This window comes from Bradyrhizobium sp. Mp19, assembly GCF_029952935.1.
GTDB classification, from domain to species: domain Bacteria; phylum Pseudomonadota; class Alphaproteobacteria; order Rhizobiales; family Xanthobacteraceae; genus Bradyrhizobium; species Bradyrhizobium elkanii.
Genome location: NZ_JASAUT010000086.1, coordinates 1 through 24519, shown reverse-complemented (window position 1 = coordinate 24519; position 24519 = coordinate 1). Strand labels below are relative to the sequence as shown.

At 64.7% G+C, this 24519-nt stretch carries 21 protein-coding genes and 1 pseudogene; 12 read left to right on the top strand and 10 right to left on the bottom strand.

What is annotated here, in order from left to right; translation table 11 throughout:
• Positions 1–174: 174 nt before the first annotated feature.
• Positions 175–624, bottom strand: a complete 450-nt coding sequence (locus tag QJT82_RS42085; RefSeq protein WP_245288895.1) for a MarR family transcriptional regulator — start codon at positions 622–624, stop codon at positions 175–177.
• A 293-nt stretch (positions 625–917) separates the two neighbouring features.
• On the opposite strand from QJT82_RS42085, the gene QJT82_RS42080 reads away from it, so the two are divergent.
• The 5 genes from QJT82_RS42080 to fahA all read left to right on the top strand — a co-directional run bounded on the left by QJT82_RS42080 (position 918) and on the right by fahA (position 6593).
• Entirely contained in the window at positions 918–2546 is a 1629-nt protein-coding gene (locus QJT82_RS42080) for an FAD-dependent oxidoreductase (protein ID WP_028344093.1), read from the top strand.
• Positions 2547–2555: 9 nt separating this feature from the next.
• The gene (locus tag QJT82_RS42075) at positions 2556–2789 is read left to right on the top strand and encodes a DUF2783 domain-containing protein (protein WP_028344094.1); all 234 of its coding nucleotides are present in this window, start codon (positions 2556–2558) and stop codon (positions 2787–2789) included.
• Between the two features lie 28 nt (positions 2790–2817).
• Complete coding sequence (locus QJT82_RS42070) at positions 2818–3771, top strand: MBL fold metallo-hydrolase (protein WP_028344095.1); 954 nt, start codon at positions 2818–2820, stop codon at positions 3769–3771.
• A gap of 2 nt (positions 3772–3773) precedes the next feature.
• Positions 3774–5120: a homogentisate 1,2-dioxygenase gene (hmgA, locus tag QJT82_RS42065; protein WP_028344096.1), complete on the top strand. Its 1347-nt coding sequence runs from the start codon at positions 3774–3776 to the stop codon at positions 5118–5120.
• Positions 5121–5321: 201 nt separating this feature from the next.
• Positions 5322–6593 (top strand): fumarylacetoacetase, encoded by a 1272-nt coding sequence (gene fahA / locus QJT82_RS42060; protein ID WP_028344097.1) that lies wholly within the window; start codon positions 5322–5324, stop codon positions 6591–6593.
• Positions 6594–6877: 284 nt separating this feature from the next.
• Here the strand turns inward: fahA and QJT82_RS42055 are convergent, their stop codons facing one another.
• Positions 6878–7189 (bottom strand): DUF1272 domain-containing protein, encoded by a 312-nt coding sequence (locus tag QJT82_RS42055; protein ID WP_028344098.1) that lies wholly within the window; start codon positions 7187–7189, stop codon positions 6878–6880.
• A gap of 81 nt (positions 7190–7270) precedes the next feature.
• Positions 7271–7747 (bottom strand): Lrp/AsnC family transcriptional regulator, encoded by a 477-nt coding sequence (locus tag QJT82_RS42050; RefSeq protein ID WP_028344099.1) that lies wholly within the window; start codon positions 7745–7747, stop codon positions 7271–7273.
• A gap of 123 nt (positions 7748–7870) precedes the next feature.
• Here QJT82_RS42050 and hppD point away from each other — a divergent pair, with 123 nt between their 5' ends.
• Positions 7871–8989 carry a 4-hydroxyphenylpyruvate dioxygenase gene (hppD, locus tag QJT82_RS42045; protein WP_028344100.1) on the top strand — a complete coding sequence of 373 codons (1119 nt, stop codon included), beginning with the start codon at positions 7871–7873 and terminating at the stop codon, positions 8987–8989.
• 166 nt (positions 8990–9155) lie between these two features.
• Here the strand turns inward: hppD and QJT82_RS42040 are convergent, their stop codons facing one another.
• From QJT82_RS42040 to QJT82_RS42025, 4 genes are all read right to left on the bottom strand, one after another.
• Complete coding sequence (locus tag QJT82_RS42040; protein WP_028344101.1) at positions 9156–10268, bottom strand: CaiB/BaiF CoA-transferase family protein; 1113 nt, start codon at positions 10266–10268, stop codon at positions 9156–9158.
• 231 nt (positions 10269–10499) lie between these two features.
• Positions 10500–11300 (bottom strand): xanthine dehydrogenase family protein subunit M, encoded by an 801-nt coding sequence (locus QJT82_RS42035; RefSeq protein ID WP_028344102.1) that lies wholly within the window; start codon positions 11298–11300, stop codon positions 10500–10502.
• Between the two features lie 13 nt (positions 11301–11313).
• Positions 11314–13653: a xanthine dehydrogenase family protein molybdopterin-binding subunit gene (locus tag QJT82_RS42030; protein WP_028344103.1), complete on the bottom strand. Its 2340-nt coding sequence runs from the start codon at positions 13651–13653 to the stop codon at positions 11314–11316.
• 90 nt (positions 13654–13743) lie between these two features.
• Positions 13744–14229 (bottom strand): (2Fe-2S)-binding protein, encoded by a 486-nt coding sequence (locus tag QJT82_RS42025; RefSeq protein WP_028335209.1) that lies wholly within the window; start codon positions 14227–14229, stop codon positions 13744–13746.
• 136 nt (positions 14230–14365) lie between these two features.
• On the opposite strand from QJT82_RS42025, the gene QJT82_RS42020 reads away from it, so the two are divergent.
• On the top strand, positions 14366–14503 hold the full coding sequence (locus tag QJT82_RS42020) for a hypothetical protein (RefSeq protein WP_155258759.1): 138 nt from the start codon (positions 14366–14368) through the stop codon (positions 14501–14503).
• Here the strand turns inward: QJT82_RS42020 and QJT82_RS42015 are convergent.
• Positions 14498–14698, bottom strand: a complete 201-nt coding sequence (locus tag QJT82_RS42015) for a hypothetical protein (protein ID WP_245288893.1) — start codon at positions 14696–14698, stop codon at positions 14498–14500. The two genes, QJT82_RS42020 and QJT82_RS42015, sit on opposite strands and share 6 nt — an antisense overlap.
• On the opposite strand from QJT82_RS42015, the gene QJT82_RS42010 reads away from it, so the two are divergent.
• From QJT82_RS42010 to QJT82_RS41995, 4 genes are all read left to right on the top strand, one after another.
• Entirely contained in the window at positions 14682–16349 is a 1668-nt protein-coding gene (locus QJT82_RS42010; protein ID WP_196238242.1) for a PQQ-dependent dehydrogenase, methanol/ethanol family, read from the top strand. The two genes, QJT82_RS42015 and QJT82_RS42010, sit on opposite strands and share 17 nt — an antisense overlap.
• A 26-nt stretch (positions 16350–16375) precedes the next feature.
• The gene (locus QJT82_RS42005) at positions 16376–17590 is read left to right on the top strand and encodes a transporter substrate-binding domain-containing protein (protein WP_338132204.1); all 1215 of its coding nucleotides are present in this window, start codon (positions 16376–16378) and stop codon (positions 17588–17590) included.
• A gap of 135 nt (positions 17591–17725) precedes the next feature.
• Positions 17726–18406, top strand: coding sequence for a response regulator transcription factor (locus tag QJT82_RS42000; protein ID WP_016843264.1), 681 nt, complete (start codon positions 17726–17728; stop codon positions 18404–18406).
• 119 nt (positions 18407–18525) lie between these two features.
• Complete coding sequence (locus tag QJT82_RS41995; RefSeq protein WP_028344106.1) at positions 18526–19266, top strand: response regulator transcription factor; 741 nt, start codon at positions 18526–18528, stop codon at positions 19264–19266.
• A 101-nt stretch (positions 19267–19367) separates the two neighbouring features.
• Here the strand turns inward: QJT82_RS41995 and QJT82_RS41990 are convergent, their stop codons facing one another.
• Together QJT82_RS41990 and QJT82_RS41985 are read right to left on the bottom strand one after the other, a co-directional pair.
• Positions 19368–20741 carry an ATP-binding protein gene (locus QJT82_RS41990; RefSeq protein WP_028344107.1) on the bottom strand — a complete coding sequence of 458 codons (1374 nt, stop codon included), beginning with the start codon at positions 20739–20741 and terminating at the stop codon, positions 19368–19370.
• Positions 20738–21911: pseudogene (locus QJT82_RS41985) on the bottom strand (FIST N-terminal domain-containing protein). The gene QJT82_RS41990 and the pseudogene QJT82_RS41985 overlap by 4 nt, the downstream one beginning before the upstream one ends.
• A 463-nt stretch (positions 21912–22374) precedes the next feature.
• On the opposite strand from QJT82_RS41985, the gene QJT82_RS41980 reads away from it, so the two are divergent.
• Positions 22375–24408, top strand: a complete 2034-nt coding sequence (locus QJT82_RS41980) for a methyl-accepting chemotaxis protein (RefSeq protein WP_028344109.1) — start codon at positions 22375–22377, stop codon at positions 24406–24408.
• Positions 24409–24519 lie beyond the last annotated feature (111 nt).

Here is a 24519-nt window from a genome sequence, read left to right as displayed (position 1 = left end):
CGAATCTTTGCAAATCCGATGGAATCACACCCCACTGAGATCACTCACCCCATTTTTCAGTCAGGCTCTCAGGATGACGGGTTTCGACAGGGCGTAGGCTCATGTTGAACCGGCGCGCGATGTCACCTCCAGCGTCGTCCTGGCTTTCGCCAGGACGACAGCGGAGTGTGGGGTTTAATACGAATCCTTGGCGTCGGCCTCTTCACTGGTTTGCACCAGCTCGAGGCTGCTCTCGACCTTACCGAGCAGGCGGCCGAGGTCGCGGCGTTCCTGTGCGGAGAGGCAGGACAGGATGTCCTGTTCCTTGCGCAGCAGGCGCGGGATCAGTTCCTCGTAGAGCGCCTGGCCCGTTTTGGTCAGTCGCAGGCGGAATTCGCGGCGGTCGTCGGCGTTCTCGACGCGCTCGACGATCTCGCGCTCCATCAGCGCCGACACCGCGCGGCTGATGGTGGATTTATGGGTGCGTGTGCAGTGCGCGATATACTGCGCGCTGCAGGGATCGCTGCGGAAGCCGAGCGTTGCGAGCACGCGCCACTCCGGAATGTCGAGGCCGTAGCGCGCCTGATACTCGCTCGACAGCGCCGAGGACACCTCGGCCGCCAGCCGGTTCAGGCGGAACGGCATGAAATGGAAGAGATCGAGGCGCTTCTTCGTCGGCGCGATCGTGTCGCGCACCTCCGCTTCCACGGCACTGCGCGGGCGGGCCGGAGGCTGGCTTGCAGAGGTCCGTGCCAAAAATCCCTCCAATTTGAGTTGACGGCAGCCCCGACTGGGGGTTTAAGATAGTTGCAAGTGAGACTAATTTAGCAAGGTCGCGGCCGGCTCGCAAGGTCCTGGTCGCAAGCAGTCACACAAGACCGCAGCCCAAGCCACAGATTAAAGGCCGGCGGCGCAAGGGAAACATCCAGGGTCACGCAATGGCACACGCCAACACGGCACAGGCCAAAACCCAGTTCGGCTATCGCCGTCATCCCGACCAGGAGCGCTCGGGCGCCAACGTCGCGGAGCATCCCGTCGTCGTGGTCGGCGCCGGGCCGGTGGGATTGTCGCTCGCGATCGATCTCGCGCAGCGCGGCCAGCGCGTGGTGCTGCTCGACGATGCCGACCGGATCGGCGAAGGCTCGCGCGCGATCTGCTTCTCGAAGCGCTCGCTGGAGTTCTGGGATCGCCTCGGCGTCGGCGACCGCATGGTCGCGAAGGGCGTGGTGTGGAGCGTCGGCAAGATCTTCCACGGCGCCTCGCAGCTCTACCAGTTCAATTTGCTTCCCGAGGAAGGCCACAAGCGGCCCGCCTTCATCAACCTGCAGCAGTTCTACGCCGAAGCCTATCTGGTCGACCGGGTCGGGCAACTGCCTGAAATCGACCTGCGCTGGCGCAACAAGGTGATCGCGCTGGAGAGCCGCAACGACGGCGTTGCGCTGACGATTTCTACACCTGAAGGCTCCTATCAAGTGCACGCCTCCTTTGTCGTCGCATGCGATGGCGCCCGCTCGTCGCTGCGGCAGATGGTCGGTGCCGAGTTCGCGGGCCAGGTGTTCGAGGACCAGTTCCTGATCGCCGACGTCAAGATGACGGCGGCGTTCCCGACCGAGCGCTGGTTCTGGTTCGATCCGCCGTTCCATGCCGGGCGCTCGGCGCTGCTGCACAAGCAGCCAGACGATATCTGGCGGATCGATCTGCAACTCAATCCGGATGCCGATCCGGTGGCCGAGAAGCAGCCCGAGAATGTCCGGCCGCGGATCGAGCGCATGCTCGGCCATGACAAGTTCGAGTTCGAATGGATCTCGCTCTACAAGTTCCAGTGCCGCCGGATGGCCAAGTTCATCCACGGCCGGGTGATCTTTGCCGGTGATTCCGCCCACCAAGTCTCGCCGTTCGGCGCGCGCGGCGCCAATTCCGGGCTCGAGGACGCCGAGAATCTGGCGTGGAAGCTCGACCGCGTGCTGCGCCGGCTGTCGCCGGAGGGCTTGCTGGAAAGCTATCACATCGAGCGCAGCGCGGCGGCGGACGAGAACATCCGCGAGTCCACTCGCTCGACCGACTTCATGGCGCCGGTGACGAAACAGGAAGCGCGGCTGCGCCAAGCCGTGCTGTCGCTCGCCAAGGATACCGAGTTCGGCAAGCGCATGGTCAATGGCGGGCGGCTCTCAGTGCCGTCGGTCTACGACACGCCGCTGTCGAGCGGCGATCGCGACGATTGGCGCGGCGGCCCGCGGCCGGGCGCCTCGATGCCGGATGCGCCGGTGACGGAGCAGGGCGGCGGTTCCACCTACCTGACCGATGTTTTCATCAGACAGGGAACGCGCTTCACGCTGCTGGAGTTTGGCAATGGCGCTGCGGTCGATGTCCCCGACGGCGTCGGCAGCATCCGGATCGGCGGCGAGGATGGGCTGGTCGACGCGCAGGGCCTTGCCGGCAAGCGCTACGACGCCGAGCCCGGCACCGCCTATCTGCTGCGGCCGGACGGCTATGTCGCGGCCCGCTTCCGCAACGCGGCGCGGCCGGCGCTTGATGCGGCGCTGGCGCGCGCCGCCGGCCTGAACTGAGGAGCAGTCATGGCGCTGTCGACCGGTTCGAACTTCGCAAAGCCCGATGACGCCTTCCGCGCCATCGTCGAGGCGCATCGCGGCCTCACCGAGGCGCAGAGCGCCGATCTCGATGCCGCGCTGGTCCTGGTGCTCGCCAACCATATCGGCGATCTCGACGTGCTGCGCGAGGCGATCGCGCTGGCGAAGCGGCGGATGCCGGACGCCAGCCAGCAGCAACAGCAGCAACAGCAACAACAATAGCACTGAGCAAACGGACAGGATTGAACTGATGGCCAAAGGTTTCGCATCGACCACGGATCTCGCGGAGAAGAAGGTCACCTTCTCGGAGATCGGCACCGATCTCTACGCCTTCACCGCCGAGGGCGATCCCAACACCGCCGTGATCGTCGGCGACGACGGCTGCCTGGTGTTCGACGCGCAGGCGACGCCGGCGATGGCGAACAAGGTGATCGAGCGGGTCAAGACCGTCACCGACAAGCCGATCAAATATGTCGTGCTGTCGCATTATCACGCGGTGCGGGTGCTCGGCGCCTCCGCCTATCACGCGCAGGGCATCGTGGCCTCGCAGGAAACCTATCGCCTGATCGAGGAGCGCGGCCAGCAGGATTGGGATTCTGAATATGGCCGCTTCCCGCGGTTGTTCCAGGATGCCGCGAGCATTCCCGGCCTGACCTGGCCGACGCTGACCTTCGAAGGCGAGATGTCGATCTATCTCGGCAAGCGCGAGGTGCGGCTGATGCAGCTCGGCGCCGGCCATACCTCGGGCGACATCGTCGCCTGGGTGCCGGATGCCGAGGTGATGTTCTCCGGCGATCTGATCGAATATCACTCGGCCTGCTATTGCGGCGATGCGCATCTGCGCGAATGGCCGACGACCTTGAACGAGATCCGCGCCTTCAATCCGAAGGCGATCGCGCCAGGCCGCGGCGACGCGCTGAAGGGCCTCGCCACCGGGCGCGATGCGATCGCGATGACCCGCGATTTCGTCACCACGCTCTACGGCGCCGCCGAATCGTCCGTCGCCAAGGGTCGCAGCCTGAAGGAATCGATGGCGGCAACGCGCGAGGTGATGGATCCGAAGTTCTCGAAGTTTGCGATCTACGAGCACTGCCTGCCGTTCAACGTTTCGCGCGCCTATGACGAGGCGTCCGGGATCGACGATCCCGTGATCTGGACCGACAAGCGCGACCAGGAAATGTGGGCCGCCCTGCAAGGAGGATAGTGATGAACATCAATACCTCGCCTGACCAGATCGTCCGCAGCTCAGGGCAAGTCACCCCGGGCTACATGTCCGGCTTCGGCAACAGCTTCGAGACCGAGGCCTTGCCCGGCGCGCTGCCGATGGGGCGCAACTCGCCGCAGCGCTGCGCCTACGGGCTCTATGCCGAGCAATTGTCCGGCTCGCCGTTCACGGCGCCGCGCGGCACCAATGAGCGCTCCTGGCTGTATCGCATCCGCCCGTCGGTGCGGCATTCCGGCCGCTTCGCCAAGGCCGATGCAGGGCTGTGGCGCACCGCGCCGTGCCACGAATACGACATGCCGATCGCACAGCTGCGCTGGGACCCCGCGCCGATCCCGAAGGAGGACATGACCTTCCTGCAGGGCGTGCAGACCATGACCACGGCGGGTGATGCCAACACCCAGGCCGGCATGGCCGCACACATCTATCTCATCACCAAATCGATGATCGATCAGCATTTCTACAATGCCGATGGCGAGATGATGTTCGTGCTGCAGCAGGGCAATCTGCGCCTCGTCACCGAGTTCGGCCGCATCGACGCCGAGCCGGGCGAGATCGTGGTGATCCCGCGCGGCGTCAAATTCCGCGTCGAAATTCCCGGCGGCCCGGCGCGCGGCTATCTCTGTGAGAATTACGGCGGCGCGTTCACGCTGCCCGAGCGCGGCCCGATCGGCGCCAATTGCCTCGCCAATTCGCGCGACTTCCTGACGCCGGTGGCTAGCTACGAGGACAAGGACACGCCGACCGAGCTCTACGTCAAGTGGGGCGGCTCGCTGTTCAAGACCACGCTGCCGCATTCGCCGATCGACGTGGTCGCCTGGCACGGCAATTACGCGCCCTACAAATACGATCTGCGCACCTTCTCGCCGGTCGGCGCGATCGCCTTCGATCATCCCGATCCTTCGATCTTCACGGTGCTGACCTCGCCGTCGGAGACCGCGGGCACCGCGAATATCGACTTCGTGATCTTCCCGGAGCGCTGGATGGTGGCCGACAACACCTTCCGTCCGCCGTGGTACCACATGAACATCATGTCCGAGTTCATGGGGCTGATCTACGGCGTCTACGACGCCAAGCCGCAGGGCTTTGTGCCCGGCGGCATCAGCTTGCACAATTGCATGCTGCCGCACGGCCCCGACCGTGAAGCCTTCGAGCACGCCAGCAACAGCGAGCTTAAGCCGGTGAAGCTGACCGGCACGATGGCCTTCATGTTCGAGACCCGCTTTCCGCAGCGGGTGACCGAGCATGCGGCGAAGTCGTCGACGCTGCAGGACGATTACTCGGATTGCTGGAAAGGGTTGGAGAAGAAGTTCGACCCGAACAAGCCGTGATCTTACCCTCCCCTGAAGGGGGAGGGTCGACGCGAATGAAATGAGCGGCGGGGTGGGGTGACAGTCTCTCCTTTGAGGCGGTACCCGAGTGGAGGGATCACCCCACCCCGTCTCGCATTTCGCTTCGCTCCATGCGAGCCGACCCTCCCCCTCCAGGGGAGGGTGGCTAAAGTGGCACCACAATATTGCATCGAGAAAACGATGACCCACCCCAACGACCCAAAGCTCCGCTCCTTCATCGACGTCGCCCCGACCTCCGACTTCCCGATCCAGAACCTGCCTTACGGCGTGTTCTCGTCGAAGGATGGCCTTGCGCCGCGCGTCGGCGTTGCAATCGGCGATTATGTGCTCGACCTCTGGGAGCTCGAGCAGGACTCGCGGCTCGATGTCGGGCCGCTCGGCGTGTTCTCGCAGCCGTCGCTCAACGCCTTCATGGCGCTCGGGCCGAAAGTGTGGTCGGCGACGCGGGCACGGATCAGCGAGCTGTTGCGCTCGGATCATCCGGAGCTGCGCGACAACAGGGAATTGCGGGCGCGGGCGCTGGTGCCGATGACTGACGTCAGGCTGTACATGCCGTTTGCGGTCTCGGGCTACACCGATTTCTATTCGTCGAAGGAGCACGCCACCAATGTCGGCGTTATGTTCCGCGGCAAGGACAATGCGCTGCAGCCGAACTGGCTGCATATGCCGATCGGCTATAACGGCCGCGCCTCGACTGTCGTCGTGTCAGGCACCAAGGTGCGGCGTCCGCGCGGCCAGCTGAAGCCGCCGACTGCTGAGGTGCCGAGCTTCGGCGCCTGCAAGCGGCTCGACTTCGAGCTCGAGATGGGCGTGGTGGTCGGCCAGGCCTCGCCGATGGGCGAAATGCTCACGGAGAAGCAGGCCGAGGAGATGATCTTCGGCTTCGTCATCCTCAACGACTGGAGCGCGCGCGACATCCAGCAGTGGGAGTACGTGCCGCTCGGCCCGTTCCAGGCCAAGGCGTTCGCGACCTCGATCAGCCCGTGGGTGGTGACGCGCGAGGCGCTGGAGTCGTTCCGCATGCAAGGCCCGGCGCAGCAGCCGGAGCCGCTCGCGTACCTGAAGCAGACCCAGCCGAACAACTACGACATGCAGCTCGACGTCGCGCTGCGCGGCGGCGCGATGAACGAGGCGAAGACGATCTGCAGCACCAACTTCAAATACATGTACTGGTCGTCGGTACAGCAGCTGGTGCACCACGCCTCCAGCGGTTGTGCGATGAATGTCGGCGATCTCCTGGGCAGCGGCACGATCTCCGGCCCCGAAAAGCATCAGCGCGGCAGTCTCCTGGAGATCAGCTGGAACGGCACCGAGCCGGTCGAGCTCGCCAGCGGCGTCACGCGCTCGTTCCTTGAAAATGGCGATTCACTGGTGATGCGCGGCTGGTGCCAGGGCGACGGCTATCGCGTCGGCTTCGGCGAGGTCGAAGGCACCATCATCGCGGCGGAGTAGCTCTCCGCGTATTCCGCTGCTTCACCTCCCCTTGAAAAAGGGGAGGTCGGTTGCGCAGCAAACCGGGTGGGGATCCGCTCTCTCCGCGAACGCCGGCGCCCGCGGCTGACCCCCATCCCACCTTCCCCCTTTCAGGGGGAAGGAGCCCGACAGCGGGGCCGTCATTGCGAGGAGCTCGCGACAAAATTGCAAAGCAATTTTGCGCTGAAGCGACGAAGCAATCCATCCATCCGCGTCATGGAGAGAATGGATTGCTTCGCTTCGCTCGCAATGACGAGTGAGTCTCACCGCTCCTCGGGCCTGACATCCTTCAGCCGCGCGGTATTCGCCGCGACGTCCTCGAGGCTGTATTTCAGATGCACCCGCTTGTCGGACGGCGGCTGGTTCACGGTGCAGACACCCGCCCGCCACGGCTTGGCCGGGCGGATCGGCCGCGGCGCGAAGCCGCCGCCGCAGTTCGGGCAGACATTGCCGAGCTTGGTCTCGGCGCAATCCGCACAGAACGTGCATTCATAGGAGCAGATCCGCGCGTCGGTTGCGCTGGGTGGCAGGTCCTTGTCGCAATATTCGCAGTTCGGTCGCAGCTGCAGCGCCATGGTTCGTCTCTCTTGCCGTTGCTGGAATGATCGCAAGTGGTGCCGCAAAAGCGAATGGCGGATTTCCCTCGATTCGAGCCATCACGCCTGTAGCGCTTTCAGCGGCAGCCTGGTGCTCTCCTTCAGGCGGTCGAGCACGATCGACGAGCGCACGTGGGCCACGCTCTGGTGTGGCATCAGCACGTTGTTGACGATGTCGGACAGGCTCTTGAGGTCGCGCAGCATCACCTTGAGCACGTAGTCGGCATCCCCGGTCAGTGCGTAGGCTTCCTGGATATCGTCGACGCGGTTGACCAGCTCGCGAAACCGCTTGGCGTTGTCGGGCGAGTGGGTCGCCAGCGTGATGTGGATGAAGGCGATCAGGCCGAAGCCGAGCGCTTCGCCGGCGAGCTCGGCGTGGTAGCCGGCGATGACCTTCTCCTCCTCCAGCCGCATCCGTCGCCGCGAGCATTGCGATGCCGACAGCCCGACCAGGTCGGCCAGCTGCTGGTTGGTCAGCCGGCCGTCGTCCTGCAGCGCGGCGAGCATTTTCAGGTCGAAGGCATCGACTTCTGGCATGCGCATAATGTCCATTTTATGCACGGATCGTGCGCAAGAATAACAACATGGGGCCTATTTTGCACGCACATTGCGGAGCAAGTGACGGAAATTGATTTCCAGGCAAATCAGGGAGTTATCGCCATGGGTCCGTTTCCGCACGATGCACCGCCGGCCGAGATCAGCACCGAGAACCCGATGGGCACCGACGGCTTCGAGTTCGTCGAATACGCCCACCCGAATCCGGCCGAGCTGCACGCGCTTTTCAAGCTGATGGGCTTTGTCGCAGTTGCCCGCCACCGGACCAAGGCAATCACGGTCTATCGCCAGGGCGACATCAACTATCTCGTCAATGAGGAGCCGGGTAGCCACGGCTTCAACTTCGTCGCCGCGCACGGCCCCTGCGCGCCGTCGATGGCGTTCCGCGTCGTCGACGCGAAGCATGCCTATGAGCGCGCGATCGCGCTCGGCGCCGAGCCGGCGGATGTCGCGTCCAAAGCCAAGGCGCTCGATGTGCCCGCGATCAAGGGCATCGGCGGCAGCCTGCTCTATTTCGTCGACCGCTACGGCGCCAAGGGTTCGGCCTATGATGGCGAGTTCGAATGGCTTGGCGCGGCCAACCCGCGCCCCGCAGGCTCGGGCCTGTATTACGTCGATCACCTCACCCACAACGTCCATCGCGGCCGGATGGATGTCTGGACCGGCTTCTATGCAAAGCTGTTCAACTTCCGCCAGATCCGCTTTTTCGATATCGAAGGCCGCGCGTCCGGCCTGTTCTCCCGCGCGCTAACCAGCCCGGACGGCAAGATCCGGATCCCGATCAATGAGGACGCCGGCGATTCCGGTCAGATCGAGGAATATCTCAACGTCTATCGCGGCGAGGGCATCCAGCACATCGCCTGCGGCGCGCGCGACATCCACACGACGGTCGAGAGGTTGCGCGCCGACGGCCTGCCGTTCATGCCGTCGCCGCCCGACACTTATTTCGAGCGGATCGACGCCCGCCTGCCCAAGCACGGCGAGGACGTCGACCGGCTTCGGACCAACGGCATCCTGATCGACGGCGAGGGCGTGGTCGACGGCGGCCAGACCAAGGTGCTGCTGCAGATCTTCTCGGCGAACGCGATCGGGCCGATCTTCTTCGAGTTCATCCAGCGCAAGGGCGACGACGGCTTCGGCGAAGGCAACTTCAAGGCGCTGTTCGAATCGATCGAGGAAGACCAGATCCGCCGCGGCGTGCTCAAGGTCGATCACGCGGCGTAGGCCCTTGGAGGGGAGCGCGTTCGCTCAAAACTCTCAGTCGTCGTCCCGGCGAAGGCCGGGACCCATAACCACCGAGTCTAGTTGTAGGAGGGATCGCGGCCCCAACGTCGCACAATAGCCGGCATTTGGGGTAATTGGTCCCGGCCTTCGCCGGGACGACGGTGAATTACTTCCCCGCTTTCCACTCAGCCGTCACATCGCCAATGCTCGCCAACTCCGGCTCGCGGATTGCCGACGGCGTACGCGAGAAGCGCGGCGCGGGGGCGGGCTGGGTGACGCCGTGGCGTTCGACGAACACCTGGCGGGCCGCCATGTGCGGATGCTTGGGGGCTTCCTCCATGGTCAGGATCGGCGCGAAGCAGATGTCGGTGCCTTCCATGATCGTGCACCAGTCCGCGCGCGATTTGCGCTTGAACACCCGGGTCAGCTTCTCCTTCAGCGCCGGCCAGGCCTTGCGGTCCATCTGCGCGTCGAAATCGGCGTCGGTCAGGTCGGCGTGCTTGCGCAGCAGCGCGTAGAACTGCGGCTCGATCGAGCCGATCGAGATGAAGTTGCCGCAGGAGCATTCGTAGACGCCGTAGAAATGCGCGCCGCCATCCAGGAAATTCTGGTCGCGGCCGCTGCTCCAGCGGCCCTGCGCGGCCATGTCGTAGAACATCGACATCAGCGAGGCCGCGCCGTCGCACATCGCGGTATCGACCACCTGGCCCTTGCCGGACTTCTGCGCTTCCAGCAGCGCGGCGAGCACGCCGACCACGAGGTAGAGCGCGCCGCCGCCGAAATCGCCGACCAGGTTGAGCGGCGGCACTGGCTTCTCCTTGGTGCCGATCGCAGCCAGCGCACCCGTGATCGAGATGTAGTTGATGTCATGGCCGGCGGCATTGGCCAGCGGGCCTTCCTGGCCCCAGCCGGTCATGCGGCCATAGACCAGTCTTGGATTGCGCGCGAGCACGACGTCGGGGCCGAGGCCGAGGCGCTCCATCACGCCGGGACGAAAGCCCTCGATCAGCGCGTCGGCATGGCCGAGTAGGTCGAGCACTTCGGCAATCGCCGCCTTGTTCTTGAGGTCGAGCTCGATGACCTTGCGGCCGCGGGTTGCGACCGCCTTCAGATTCTTGCCCGCGCCGATCCGATCGAGCGTGATGACCTCGGCGCCCATGTCGGCGAGCAGCATGCAGGCGAACGGGCCGGGGCCGATGCCGGCGAATTCGACGATGCGGAAGCCGGCGAGCGGGCCCGAGGTGCGAGCGGCGGTCTGGGAGGCGGGTTTATCGAGCACGTTGTTATTCCGTTGGTTGCGGGGGCTAGGCGGCTGGGATGTCACGGCTGGCTTGGTGCCGAACTTCATGCGTTCTCCCAGCCGTCCGTGGGACGGTATTTTTAATTAGCTGATTAGCTAAATTGTCTCGCCTAATGCGGGATGTGGCAAGCGTCTTTTGCCTTGGAGCGGCGGTAAAACGCGAACGGCGCGCATCGCTGCGCGCCGCTCCGGACTTGTGTTTAGGCGCTATCAGCCGGCAGCGGTCACCGCGCGTTGCCCCATCACCTTGATCAGGTTCGCGCGATAGTCTGCCGAGCCGTGGATGTCGGCGAGCAGGCCGCTCGCCGGGATCGTCACGCTGTCGAGCGCCGAGGCCGCCCAGTTCGCCTTCAGCGCCTGCTCGATCGGCGCGACCCGCATGACGCCGCTCTGCGACGCGCCGGTTGCGGCAACGCGGACGTCGCCCGACTTGGTCTTGGCGACGAACACGCCGGTCAGTGCGAAGCGCGAGGCCGGGTTCGGGAATTTCGCGTAGCCCGCCTTGGCCGGCACCGGGAACGATACCGCGGTGATGATCTCGCCATCCTCGAGCGCCGTCGTGAACAGGCCCTTGAAGAAGTCCTCCGCCGCGATCGACCGCTTGTTGGTCTTGACCGTCGCGCCGAGCGCCAGCACCGCTGCCGGATAATCCGCCGCCGGGTCGTTGTTGGCGAGCGAGCCGCCGATCGTGCCGCGATAGCGCACGGCGGGATCGCCGATCTCCGACGCCAGATTGGCAAGCGCCGGGATCGCCTTCTGCACGGCGTCGCTTTGCGCCACATCGTAATGCGGCGTCGCGGCCTTGATGGTGACAGTGTCGCCCGAAACCTCGATGCCGATCATCTCCTGCACCTTGGAGAGGTCGATCACGTCCGAAGGCGAAGCAAGACGCTGCTTCATCACCGGGAGCAGGGTTTGTCCGCCGGCGAGGAATTTTGATTCCGCGCCTTTGGCGAAGGTTGCGGCGGCGTCAGCGACCGAGGAAGCGCGGTGATAATTTGTCTCATACATGGCTCTTCCTCCCTCAACCGTGAATGGCGTGCCAGACGCGATCGGGCGTCGCCGGCATTTCCAGCTTGTTGTTGCCGATGGCGTCGGTGATCGCGTTGATCACCGCAGCAGAGGCGCCGATCGCGCCGGCTTCGCCGCAGCCCTTGACGCCGAGCGGGTTGCCCGGACACAGCGTCGTGGTGTGGGAAAGCTGGAACGACGGCAGGTCGTCGGCACGCGGCATGGTGTAGTCCATGAAGGACGCGGTCACGAGCTGACCGGTGTCGTCATAGACCGCGCCCTCGAGCAGCGCCTGGCCGATGCCCTGCGCAAGGCCGCCATGGACCTGGCCCTCGACAATCATCGGGTTGATCAGCCGGCCGAAATCGTCCGCCGCCACGAAGTTGACGAAGGAAGTCTTGCCGGTGCCCGGATCGACCTCGAGCTCGCAGATATAGGCGCCGGCCGGGAAGGTGAAGTTGGTCGGGTCGTAGAACGCCGTCTCCTTCAGCCCGGGCTCCATGCCATCAGGCAGGTTGTGCGCGGTATAGGCGGCGAGCGCGACCATCGGCAGCGCGATCGACTTGTCGGTGCCGGTGACCTTGAACTCGCCGTTCTCGATCACGATGTCGCTCTCGGACGCCTCGAGCGCATGCGCCGCGATCTTCTTGGCTTTGGCTTCCACCTTCTCCATCGCCTTCACGATCGCCGTACCGCCGACTGCGAGCGAGCGCGAGCCGTAGGTGCCCATGCCGAACTGCACCTTGTCGGTGTCGCCATGGACGATCGAGACCTGGCTGATCGGCACGCCGAGCCGCTCTGCGATGATCTGGCAGAACGTCGTTTCGTGGCCCTGGCCGTGGCTGTGCGAACCGGTGAGCACCTCGATGGTGCCGACCGGGTTGACGCGGATCTCAGCCGACTCCCACAGGCCGACGCCGGCGCCGAGACTGCCGACCGCCTTCGACGGCGCGATGCCGCAGGCCTCGATGTAGCAGGAGATGCCGATGCCGCGCAGCTTGCCGTCGGCTTTGGCCTTGGCCTTGCGGGCCGGGAAGCCGGCATAGTCGATCGCCTTCATCGCGGCATCGATCGAGGCGTGGAAGTCGCCGATGTCATACGCCATGATCACAGGCGTCTGATACGGGAACTGGGTGATGAAGTTCTTCTTGCGCAGCTCGGTCGGATCGACCTTCAACTGCCGCGCCGCCGTCTCCATCATGCGCTCGATCAGATAGCTCGCCTCGGGACGGCCGGCGCCGCGGTAGGCGTCGACCGGCGTGGTGTTGGTGTAGACGCCGATCACCTCGGCATAGATCGCCGGAATCACGTACTGGCCCGACAGCAGCGTCGCGTAGAGATAGGTCGGCACCGCCGAGGAGAACAGCGACATATAGGCGCCGAAATTGGCGTGGGTCTTCACCCGCAGGCCAAGGATCTTGTTGTCCTTGTCGAACGCCAACTCCGCCTTCGAGACATGGTCGCGGCCGTGCGCGTCGGTGAGGAAGGCTTCGGAACGGTCGCCGGTCCACTTCACCGGGCGACCCACCTTCTTCGAGGCCCAAAGCGCCACCATCTCTTCGGGATAGATGTAGATCTTGGAGCCGAAGCCGCCGCCGACGTCGGGCGCGATCACGCGCAGCTTGTGCTCGGGCGCGATGTTGTAGAACGCCGACAGCACGAGGCGGGCGACGTGCGGGTTCTGCGATGTCGTGTAGAGCGTATAGTGCTCTTCGGCCTGGTCGTAATGCGCGATCGCCGCACGCGGCTCCATCGCATTCGGCACCAGGCGGTTATTGGTGAGGTCGAGCGTCACCACATTGGCGGCCTTGCTGAACGCATCCTTGACCGCGGCTTCGTCGCCGAGATGCCAGTCATACACGATGTTGCCGGGGGCTTCGGGATGAAGCTGCGGCGCGCCCGGCTTGATCGCGGCCTTGATGTCGGCCGCTGCGGGAAGCTCTTCGTAATCGACGACGACCGCTTCGGCGGCGTCCCTGGCCTGGTTCTTGGTCTCGGCGATCACGACCGCGACCGCCTGTCCGACAAAGCGCACGGTCTCCGGCGCCATCGCCGGCCACGCGCCCATTTTCATCGGTGAGCCGTCCTTCGAGGTGATGGCCCAGCCGCAGATCAAATTGCCGACCTTGTCGTCGACGATCTGCTGTCCGGTCAGCACCGCGATCACGCCGGGCATCTTCATGGCCTCGGCTGAATCGATGCCCTTGACCTTGGCATGTGCATGCGGGCTGCGAATGAAGTGAGCGTAGCTCATGCCGACCATTTTGACGTCGTCGACGTAACGTCCTTGTCCGGTGATAAACCGGCGATCTTCCTTGCGCACGACACGTGCGCCAATTCCTTCAACACCCATTGTCTAGTCCTCCCGACCGGAGATTCGATTTGCCGCCGTTTCCATCGAGACCGGCGGTGGTGAGCTTGATCATGCGCGCTGCGTGGCGCGCTATTCGGCGGCCTGCGCAACCTTCATGCGGCCGGCAGCGTCGAGCACCGCCTTGACGATGTTGTGGTACCCGGTGCAGCGGCAGATGTTGCCTTCGAGCTCGTGGCGAACCGTTTCCTCGTCGAGCTTGCCGCCATGGCGGTGCACGATGTCGACCGCGGACATGATCATGCCGGGGGTGCAATAGCCGCACTGCAGGCCGTGATTGTCGCGGAACGCCGCCTGCATCGGGTGCAGCTCGTCGCCCTTGGCGAGGCCTTCGATCGTGGTGACGTTGCAGCCCGCGGCCTGGCCGGCCAGCATGGTGCAGGATTTGACCGCCCGTCCATCGACATGGACGACGCAGGCGCCGCATTGGCTGGTATCGCAGCCGACATGGGTGCCGGTGAGGTTCAGGTTTTCGCGCAAGAGGTGCACGAGGAGGGTTCGGTCCTCAACGTCGACCGAGACCGCCTTGCCGTTTACCGTCAGTTTGACTGTAGACACGCGTCTCTCCCAATAGCTTCGTTATGGGCCCAGTAGACCACGCTTCATGTGGGTCGTAACCGCGATCAAAGTCGTAGTCGCGGCCCTGTCATGAAGGCGCCGGGCAGTGGCTCTGATCCTAGCAGGCAGCCGTTCAATGGGCAATTTGCAAGCTGCCGGCGGCGCACTCCGGCGCGACGAAATTGCCCGGCGGCGCAAGCGGTTTTCGGCAATCCGCTGGAGCCTGCGGCGCGCAAAAATCGTCGCCGCGATCGCTACTACCTTCCGCCTATAACGACGCAAAGGCGTTGCTGTCATTTTCATCGCCGACGCAGCGGCAGAAGATCGCTGGTTCATGAAATTCGGTAGCGATCCGGGCGCGCGATGCATCCATCGCGGCAACAAAACCATATTGGAGGAAGCCAATGAAGCTGAGGAGCGGGATTTTCTTTGCCGGCGTGTCGCTGGTCGCCATGGTGCTGGCAGGCATTGGTGCCTCGAAAGCGAATGATTCCGTCGTGAAGGCGGCGTCCGATCCGAATGGATGGGCAATCGCCGGCCACGACTACGGCAATACGCGCTTCAGCCCGTTGAAGCAGATCAACTCCGAGAACGCCGGCAAGCTGCAGCTGGTCTACTCGCTGTCGCTGGCTTCGCTCCGCTCCAACGAGTCGTCGCCGGTGGTGATCGGCAAGACGCTGTATGTGTCGACGTCGTGGGGTCCGAAATACGTCTATGCGATCGATGCCGCGACCGGCGCGCGCAAATGGACCTGGCAGCCCGACATTCCGGATGACGTGCTCCAATACGCCTGCTGCGACGTCAACAATCGTGGCGTGTCCTATGCCGACGGCAAGATCTTCGTCGGGCGGCTCGACGGCAAGCTGACCGCGCTCGACGCCGAGACCGGCAAGGAGCTCTGGACCTCGACGGTCGTCGACTACAAGCAGGGCTCGGTCATCACCTCGCCGCCGCTCATCGTCCGCGACAAGGTCATCACCGGCTTCGGCGGCGGCGAATATGGCGTCCGCGGCGCATTGCAGGCCTTTTCGCTCAAGGACGGCAAGCTGCTCTGGCAGACCCACACGGTGCCGGCGCCGGGCGAGCCCGGCAGCGACACCTGGAAGGGCGACACCGGGCTGCATGGCGGCGGCGCTGCCTGGCTGGTCGGCTCCTACGACGCCAAGTCTGACACGGTTTACTGGGGTACCAGCAATCCGGGGCCGTGGAACACTGCGGTGCGCTCCACCGGCGACGGCAATTTCGGCAAGCTGACCAACCTCTACACGGCCTCGACGCTGGCGATCGATCCCAATACCGGCAAGATCAAGTGGCACATCCAGGGCACGCCGGCCGACGCCTGGGACTATGACGGCGTCAACGAGCTGCTGCTCGCCGACCTCAAGATCAAGGGCACCGAGACGCCCGTACTGATGAAGGCGGACCGCAACGGCTTCTTCTTCGTGGCCAACCGCGAGACCGGCAAGATGATCTCCGCGGAGAAATACGTCTTCGCCAACTGGGCCAAGAAGTGGGACATCAACACGATGCGGGCGGAGGAGGATCCGGACAAGCGTCCGGGCCCGGGCCATCCCGCCAAGGACATCTGCCCGAACCTGATCGGCGGCAAGAACTGGCAGCCGATGTCGTTCAACCCGCAGACCGGCCTCGTCTACATCCCGAGCAACAATGTCTGCATGGACTGGTCGGTCTCTGACGTGAACTACAAGCGTGGCGTGTTCTATCTCGGCGCCGAATTCCCGACCAAGCCGGGCCCCGGCGGCTTCCTCGGCGAACTCGTGGCCTGGGATCCGATCGCCAACAAGAAGGTGTGGAGCATCAAGGAAGACCTGCCCTTCAACGGCGGCACGCTGACGACCGGCGGCAATCTGGTGTTCTCGGGCAATCTGCACGGCGACTTCCGCGCCATCGATGCCAAGAACGGCAAGGTGCTGTGGAGCAAGAACCTCGGCAGTGGCATCGGCGCAGGTCCGGTGACCTATTCGGTCGACGGCAAGCAGTATGTCGCGATCGTGGTCGGACGCACCGCGGCGCTGCCCGCCTTCCTCGGTGACATCGGCAAGAAGATGGTCGCCGCGGCGCCCGAAGGCGGCTCGCTGTTCGTGTTCGCCCTGCAGTAACGATCGTCAAGGAGGCAGCATTGTCCGTGTCTTGCATCGCCCGAAACGAACTGCGCACCCCCTCGCGCAACACGCGGTTGGAACATGCAATCCGGACCGTGCTGCTCTCCGCCCTGCTGATGGCGCCGGCCCTGGCGGCCGGCGCCGGCGAGGCAAAGCCGCCGCTGCGGCTCTGCGCCGACCCCACCAATCTTCCGTTCTCGAGCGACGACCCGGGCAAGCCCGGCCTCTATCTCGAGATCGGCCAGGCGGTGGCGCAGAAGCTCGGCCGGACGGTGAGCACCAATTGGTACAAGTCCTATTTCGGCAAGCGCACCGTGCGGGAGACGCTGCTCAGCAAGCAGTGCGACGCCATGGTCGGCCTGCCGTTGATCGACGATTTCATGGGCCCGGCGGTGATCTTCTCGAAGCCGATCGCCCATGAAGGCTATGCACTGGTCGGCAGCAAGGATCGCAAGCTTGCCGGCATCGACGACCTCAGGGGATTGCGGGTTGCGGTGCAGTATCAATCGACGCCGCAGAACCTGCTCGCGCTGCGCGACGACATCCGGAAGGTGACCGTGCTCAGCCCGGAGGAGGGCATGGCGGCCCTCGAGCAGGGCAAGGCCGACATCGCCTTCATCTGGGCGCCGGTGGCCGGTTGGCTCAACAAGACCAGCTACGGCGACAAATATCAGATCGTGCCGACCGAAGGCGAGGGCCTGCTCTGGGCGACCGCGATCGGTTTCGCCAAGGCGTCCGGTGCGCTGCGCGATGAAGTCGACGGCGTGCTGCCGTCACTGCAGCCGGAGATTTCCGCCCTGTTTGCCAAATATGGCGTGCCGAACGGCGCACCGGTGAAGTTCGGCGAGGCCGACCGGGCGGCGACGTCGTCCGTCGGCGCCAGCGAGCCCGTCACGGTCGGGCAGGCGGCCGCGGCCGAGAAACCGGTTCAGACCGCCGCGACCGCAGGCGATGCCAAAGGGGACGCCAAGGGGGATGCCACCGCCGGGCGGGAGGTCTTCAACGGAACCTGCGCGCATTGCCACGGCCCGGACGCGGTGCAGGCCGAGCGAAAGATCGATCTCAGGCTGCTCAAGAAGCGCTATGCTGACGACATGGAATCGACATTCTGGAAGACGGTCCATGACGGGCGGCCGGCCAAGGGCATGCCGGCCTGGAAGGACGTCTTCAACGACGACGAGCTCAGAAACGTATATGTCTATCTGCAGAGCGTGCAGGATACCGGCGGATCAAACTAGAAGCTGCGATTCGCAAGAGGAGCGTTTTCAAGCGAAGTGGATACCGGTTCGCGTGAAGAAAACGCGTCAGAATATGAATCGAGAGCCTCGTTCCGATCCAATCGGAACGGAGGCTTGAGCCGTGCGAGGGTCCTCATGATGGGGTTCCTGATCATCGACGATCACCCCCTATTCGGGGAGGCGCTTGGCAACGCCATCCGCATCTCGCATCCCGATGCCCGGATCTATGAGGCCACCTCGATCAAGGGGGCGCTTGGCATCCTTGCCAGCGAGCCGAATATCGACCTGGCGCTGCTCGACTTGCTGCTGCCCGACGTGGTCGGCTTCTCCGGCTTCCAGAAGATCAGGGATCGGTATCCGCGGCTGCCGATCGCGATCGTCTCGAGCGAAGAGGACAAGCACACCATCCGCGAGGCGCTCGAGATGGGCGCGGTCGGCTATCTGCCGAAGTCGACCTCGCTCGGCGAGCTCTCGCAGGCGATCGCGCGCGTGCTGAGCGGGTCGGTCTCGGCGCCGCGGGATTTCGTCGCGGTCGGCGCGCTGGAACAGTCCGAGACGGCGCGGACGCTGCGCGAACGCATTCAGAAGCTGACGCCGCAGCAGATTCGCGTGCTCCATCTGATCATCCGCGGCCTGCAGAACCGCGAGATCGCCGCCGAGCTCAAGCTCGCGGAATCCACCGTGAAGGCGCATGTGACCGAGATCCTGCGCAAGCTGAAGCTGTTCAGCCGCAACAAGGCGATCATCGAGCTTGGCAAGATTCCGCTTCCGGTCCCGGAGGCCTGTTCGGGCGCAAAGGCGGAGAAGGCGCCCTAGCCGTGCTGCACTGCGAGGCGGGCGCATTGGATATCCTGCCTATAGGCTGCCAACCGACTTTGAGATAACGTCGCGCGCACAATGGCTGTCATGAGCATCCGAGGGAGGACGGCGCAGCATTGACCACGACCGCGCCCCTGGCGGACGAGCCGCCGCCCGGCAAGGCGGGTGCGCCTCGATTGCTGATCGTCGAGGATCACCCGCTGTTCCGTGCCGCCCTGATCGGCGTGATCGGGGCCGAATTTCCCGATGCCGAGGTACTGCAGGCGACCTCGATCGACGGTGCGCTGGATGTGATCGCCGCGCGCGACGGCCTCGATTTGATCCTGCTCGATCTGTCGATGCCCGGGACCACGGGCCTGCTCGGTGCCTACCGGGTGCGCGCCGCCGCGCCGCGCAGCGCGCTCGTGATCGTGTCGGCGCATGACGATCCCCGGATTGTCGGCGGCGCGATCTCGCTCGGCATTTCCGGCTACATCCCGAAGTCGACGCCGAAGCTCGAGCTGGCGCGGCTGTTGCGCGGCATCCTCGAAGGCGCGGTGTGCCTGCCGACGCGCTTCCGCGATACCGCCACCGCGCGGAAGGCCCAGGCCGAGACGCGCGAGCTGGTGCAGCAGCTCGGCCAGTTCACCGCCCAGCAGCTTCGCGTGCTCGACATGATCTGCCGCGGCCTGCAGAACAAGCACATCGCCTATGAGCTCGATATCTCGGTCACCACCGTGAAGGTGCATGTCTCGGAGATCCTGCGCAAGCTCGGCGTGCGCAGCCGCACCGAGGCCATCATCGCGCTGTCGAAGCTCGACTTCGGCAAGCACGACCACGCGCCGGTGACGGCCGCGCCGTCGTCGCATGGCGACTAGCGCCTTTTCCGTTCCGATGGAATCGGAACGGGGCTCTAAGTTCTTGTCTGACGCGTTTTCTTCACGCGAACCGGTATCCACTTCGCTCGAAAACGCTTTGATCATAACCGCGCGCCCGACTGCTCCGCCGCCAGCAGGAACGACAGCAGCGAGCGCATCTCGGCGGGCTTGATCGGCTTCTTCAACAGCTCATGGCCGAAGGCCGATACGTCGGAGGCGGCCTTGGCCGAGTAGTCGGCGGTCACGATGATCGCCGGAACCTTGGCGTTGATGGCGCCGCGGATCACATCGACGGCCTGAATGCCGGTCTCGCCATTGTCGAGATGCAGATCGGCGATGATGGCATCGGGAATGCCGTCGAGCGCGTGGATGCGCTCGAGCGCCTCGGTCTTGGAGATCGTCACCGCGACGTCGCAGCCCCATTTCTCCAGCAAATGGGCGAGCCCCTCGGCGCTCGAGAGGTCGTTCTCGATCAGCAGGATCTTGGCGCCCTCCATGCCGCCATAGCGATAGTCGACGCTGGCCTGCTCGCGCACCGGGATCGCAACCGGATCCTGGGTGCGGGGCACGGTGACCGAGAACACCGAGCCCTTGCCGGCGCGCGAGCTCAGCCTGATGTCATGGCCGAGCAGATCGGCAAACCGGCGCACGATCGAAAGACCAAGCCCGATGCCGGCCTTGTCGCCGGCGCTGGTCTCGCCGCGCTGAAACTCGACGAAGATGGCTTCGCGCTGCGCTTCCGGAATGCCCGGCCCGGTGTCGTGCACCTCGATGCAGATGTCATCGCCCCTGGCCCGGCATCCCATCAGTACGCTGCCGCGCTGGGTGTAGCGCAGCGCATTGGCGACAAGGTTCTGCAGGATCCGCCGCAGCATCAGCGCATCGGAGCGAACCACCGCGGACGACGGCATGATCCGGAAGCCGAGATTGCGCTTGGCGGCGGTCGCGACAAATTCCTGCTCCAGCGGCTCGAACAGCGAGGCGATCGCGACCGGTCCGAATTCGGGCCTGAGCACGCCCGCATCGAGCTTGGAGATGTCGAGCAGCGTCCGCAGCATGTCCTCGAGCGTCGCCAGCGAACGATCGATCTGGTCGGTCAGCGCGACGCTCTTGGACTCGGTTGCCATCTCGGTCAGCGCGGACAGCGTCAGCCGCGCCGCATTCAGCGGTTGCAACAGATCGTGCGTGACCGAGACCAGCACAGATGATTTCAGCGAGCTCGCCGCCTCGGCCTGCTGCTTGGCCTGCAGCAGGCGACCATTGGTTTTCTCCAGCGATTGCAGCGCCTGCTTGAGCTGCTGGGTGCGGTCGCGCACCTGCTGATCCAGCGCGATCGCGGTCTCGAACAGCGAGAAGGCGTTGAGCTGCTGGTCGGTCGAGCGTTCGACGCGCGACATCAGCGCCGCGTTGATCTTGCGCAGCTTCTCGGCCTCGCGTTCGAGCGCCGCAATTCGCGTGGTCTTGGTATCCGTCATTGCGGCGCGAGTGCCCGCTTGCCGATGGCGATGCCGGTCAGCGTCTGGTTGACGTGCATGGAGCGATACTGCTCGCCATAGGTTTGAAAGCCAATCACTTTGTTGCGGCGATAGAGCTCCGACATCTCCCGCGACAACTGGCGCTGCTCGACGTCGAGCCGACGCAGCACGCATTCGAAGCCGATGAACATCGAGACCTCGCCGAGATCTTCGGTCAGCTCCTTGAGCAGGCGGCTCGTCACGTCGATCGGGTCGCGCTCGCGCGCCACCGTCAGCACCATGCCCTCGTCGATGGCGCAGAAGAATTGCAGCGATCCGTCCGGGTTGGTGCGCTGGATCGACCGCGCGTAATAGGCGCCGCCGACGCGAACCAGCACGGGGTGCGCGGCGAACGAGAACAATTCGAGCTTGCTGTCGCTAAGGCCGACGGCGCGGGAATATTCCAGCGCGGCCGGCTCGGCATTCAATTCCTTGACGATGCGGTGCTCGATGTCGGCCTCGGTCACCACCATCTTGGTCGAGGTCGGTTCGAAGTGGTCGCACTTGAACAGGCGAAACGGCAGCCGGGTCCGGATCAGGATCAGGACGGCGGCATCGGTAAAGGCCTCGCCGCCGTGGAAGACCCAGGACTTCTTGAAGCGCAGGCCGTCGCCGGCGGAGCCGCCGACCACCAAGTCGGAGGCCAAGCGGTCTTAGGAAGACAAATATGTCTGGCAACTCCTTGGCTCACAGAACGACATGGCTACGATCCGACTTGGAATCATGGGTATGATCGCAATGCTCGGTGCGTTGCGCGAATTCGTTCTGCAGTTCGGTGCACATCGAGCGGCCGTGGTCGACCCGAAATGTCGAAAGGTCGAACAGCGGCCGGGCCGCGATGATGAAATCGGCCGCGTTGAAGCCCATCGCGACGACGCTGTCCTCGTCCCAACCGCTGGGCGACAATTCGCCGGCCGTGGTGCAGCCGAAGATCGGAACGTCGGGCATCCGGCTGGACAGTTCGGCAATGAATGTCTGCGGCTCATAGACCGGCGACACGAACACCACGAGCATCGCGAGGTCAGCCGCCGCCAATTGGCGCGCGATCTCGTCGGCCGCTTCCCGCGGCCCGTCGGTCTTTGCCTGCACCACGACAATACTGTCGGCGGCGCTACCGTTCTCCTTCGCCAAAGGCGCTCTCCCTGACCAGAATTTTTTGCTTTTCTTGGCGCGGCCGGTTGAGCCCGCGCGGGTCGTGAGGGCATCCGGACCATGCCGCGATGGCTCGCGTTCCGGCCCGCCCATGTCTTTCAGGTCGTGAGGGGAAATGCCATTGGCCGGGCGACCGCGCCGGCAGCTACGCTCGCCGCGAGCGCCGATGGCGCCGGTCGACGCGATGACATGGGACACCTCCCGATGTGTTCTCCTGGCCCGGGCAGGGCCAAGTTTGATCGGTTCTAAACTATCGGGCCGGACCTGCGCGTCAATCATCTTACCCACCCTCCTAGCCCGACCAAGGTAGTATCGCGCCGGGCCGGGCGGCCGCTGCCCATTTACCGGGCCTTATCGATTCTGCCTTAGTTTTGCGCTCCGGGGTCTGGGGCGGGTTGCTGCCGGACCCCTCGTGGTTTTCAGAATGAAGACGGGGGTTGGAATGCCGGGGCTGAAGCGATCGTTGTCGATCAGGATCCCAACCCTCAGATTTCGCGCCAAGATCATGCTCGGCTTTGCCGTCACGCTGGCGCTGTCGGCAGCCACCATGGGCTTTGCCTATATGGGCTTCGAGCGGGTCTCCGCCGGCGTCGGCTCCTATCGCCAGAGCGTCGCGGAAGCCGATCTGGCCCGCAACATCGATCGCGAATTGATCTCCTACCGTTCGCTGGCGCGCTACTTCGTCGCGACCGGCAAGGAGGACGACGCCAAGGCCGCGCTCGCCGCCGAGGGCAGCCTGAAGGACGCTATCATGGCGTCGATGAAGGGCACCACCAATCCGGCCCGGCTCGAGCAGATCACCAAGCTGGAGCGCGAATTCCGCGCCTTCACCAAGATTTTTGCCGAGATCGTCCGCATCAAGGACGACAGCGCACAGACCGCGCAGAACAAGCTGACCCGCAGCGCGACCTCGATGCGCTACAAGCTCGACGACCTCCCGAGCAATGCCGATGATTCCGAGCTGCAGTCGATTCAGTTCGGCGCCAAGAAGGTGGCCGACCAGCTCCAGTCGATCACCGGGGCCGTCAACACCTTCGTCGTCAACGGCGACAAGACGGTCGCCTCCAGCGCGCTCGCCCGGCTGAAATTCGCCGACAATCTGGTGAAGGCGATCACCTCGAATAACGAGCGCATCACCCAGGGCGTGAAGGACATCACCGCGCTGCTCGAAGAGTACCGCGAGGCGCTCGCCAAACTGATCGCGAATGCGAAGTCGATCGACGAACTGACCGTCGAGATGACGGAGTCCGCGGCCGCCATCAGCCAGGGCGCGGCGGCGATGAAGTCCGATCTGCTCGCCGACCAGAAGCGGCTTGAAAACGAATCGCACGCCATGATCGGCGAGACCGAGCAGCTGATCCTGATGCTGGCCGCCGGCAGCTTCGTGCTCGGGCTGGTCTGGGCGTTCCTGCTGGGCAAGGGTATTTCGCGACCGATCGCGGCGATGTGTGCGGCAATGCGCGAGCTCGCGGCGGGCAATTTCGACGTCGTGCTGCCGGGCCTCGGCCGCCGCGACGAACTCGGCGAGATGGCCGGCGCCGTGGAGGAGTTCAAGGTTCAGGCGATCGCCAAGGCCGAGCGCGATGCCGCGACCCAGGAAGCGCAGAACAAGGCGAGTGCGACCATGCGGCGCAACGAGCTGATTCGTTTCGCCGACGAATTCGAATCCGCCGTCGGCTCGATCGTCTCCAACGTGTCGGCCTCCGCCGTGCAGCTCGAATCGGCGGCCGGTACACTGACGCGGACTGCGGAGACCACGCAGAACCTGTCGAGCCAGGTCGCCGGCGCCTCCGAGGAGGCCTCCAGCAACATGCAGTCGGTCGCCTCCGCGACCGAGGAACTGTCGGCGTCCGTCGACGAGATCGGCCGTCGCGCCAAGGAGTCGAGCCAGATCGCCGATTCCGCCGTGCGTCAGGCCGAGCAGACCGACGCCCGGATCGGCAAGCTCTCGCGCGCCGCGCAGGAGATCGGCGACGTCGTCAAGCTGATCACCGCGATCGCCGAGCAGACCAATCTGCTGGCGCTGAACGCCACCATCGAGGCCGCGCGCGCCGGCGACGCCGGGCGCGGCTTCGCGGTGGTTGCGGCCGAGGTGAAGTCGCTGGCGAGCCAGACCGCCAGGGCGACCGACGAGATCTCCACCCATATCTCGGGCATGCAGGCGGCGACGCAGGAATCGGTCGCCGCCATCAAGGAGATCGGCGGCACCATCGGGCAGATCTCCGGGATCGCGACCAACATCGCAAGCTCGGTCGAGCAGCAGAGCGCGGCGACGCAGGAGATCGCGCGCAGCGTGCAGAACGTCGCGCAGGGCACGCAGGAAGCGGCCTCCAGCGTCACCCAGGTCAATCGCGGCGCCACCGAGACCGGAGCGGCCTCCGAGGAGGTGCTGAACTCAGCCCGCTCGCTGTCGGTCGAGAGCTCGCGGCTGCGCGAAGAGCTCGACCGCTTCATGGCGAATATCCGCGCGGCGTAGGCGCGCGCTGGTCTATCCATCGTCGTCCCGGCGCAGGCCGGCAACTGTTATGTTGGTTTGGTCTGCAGGTAGGGCTTTCGGTCTCGCATCATGGCATTGAGGACCGTCAGC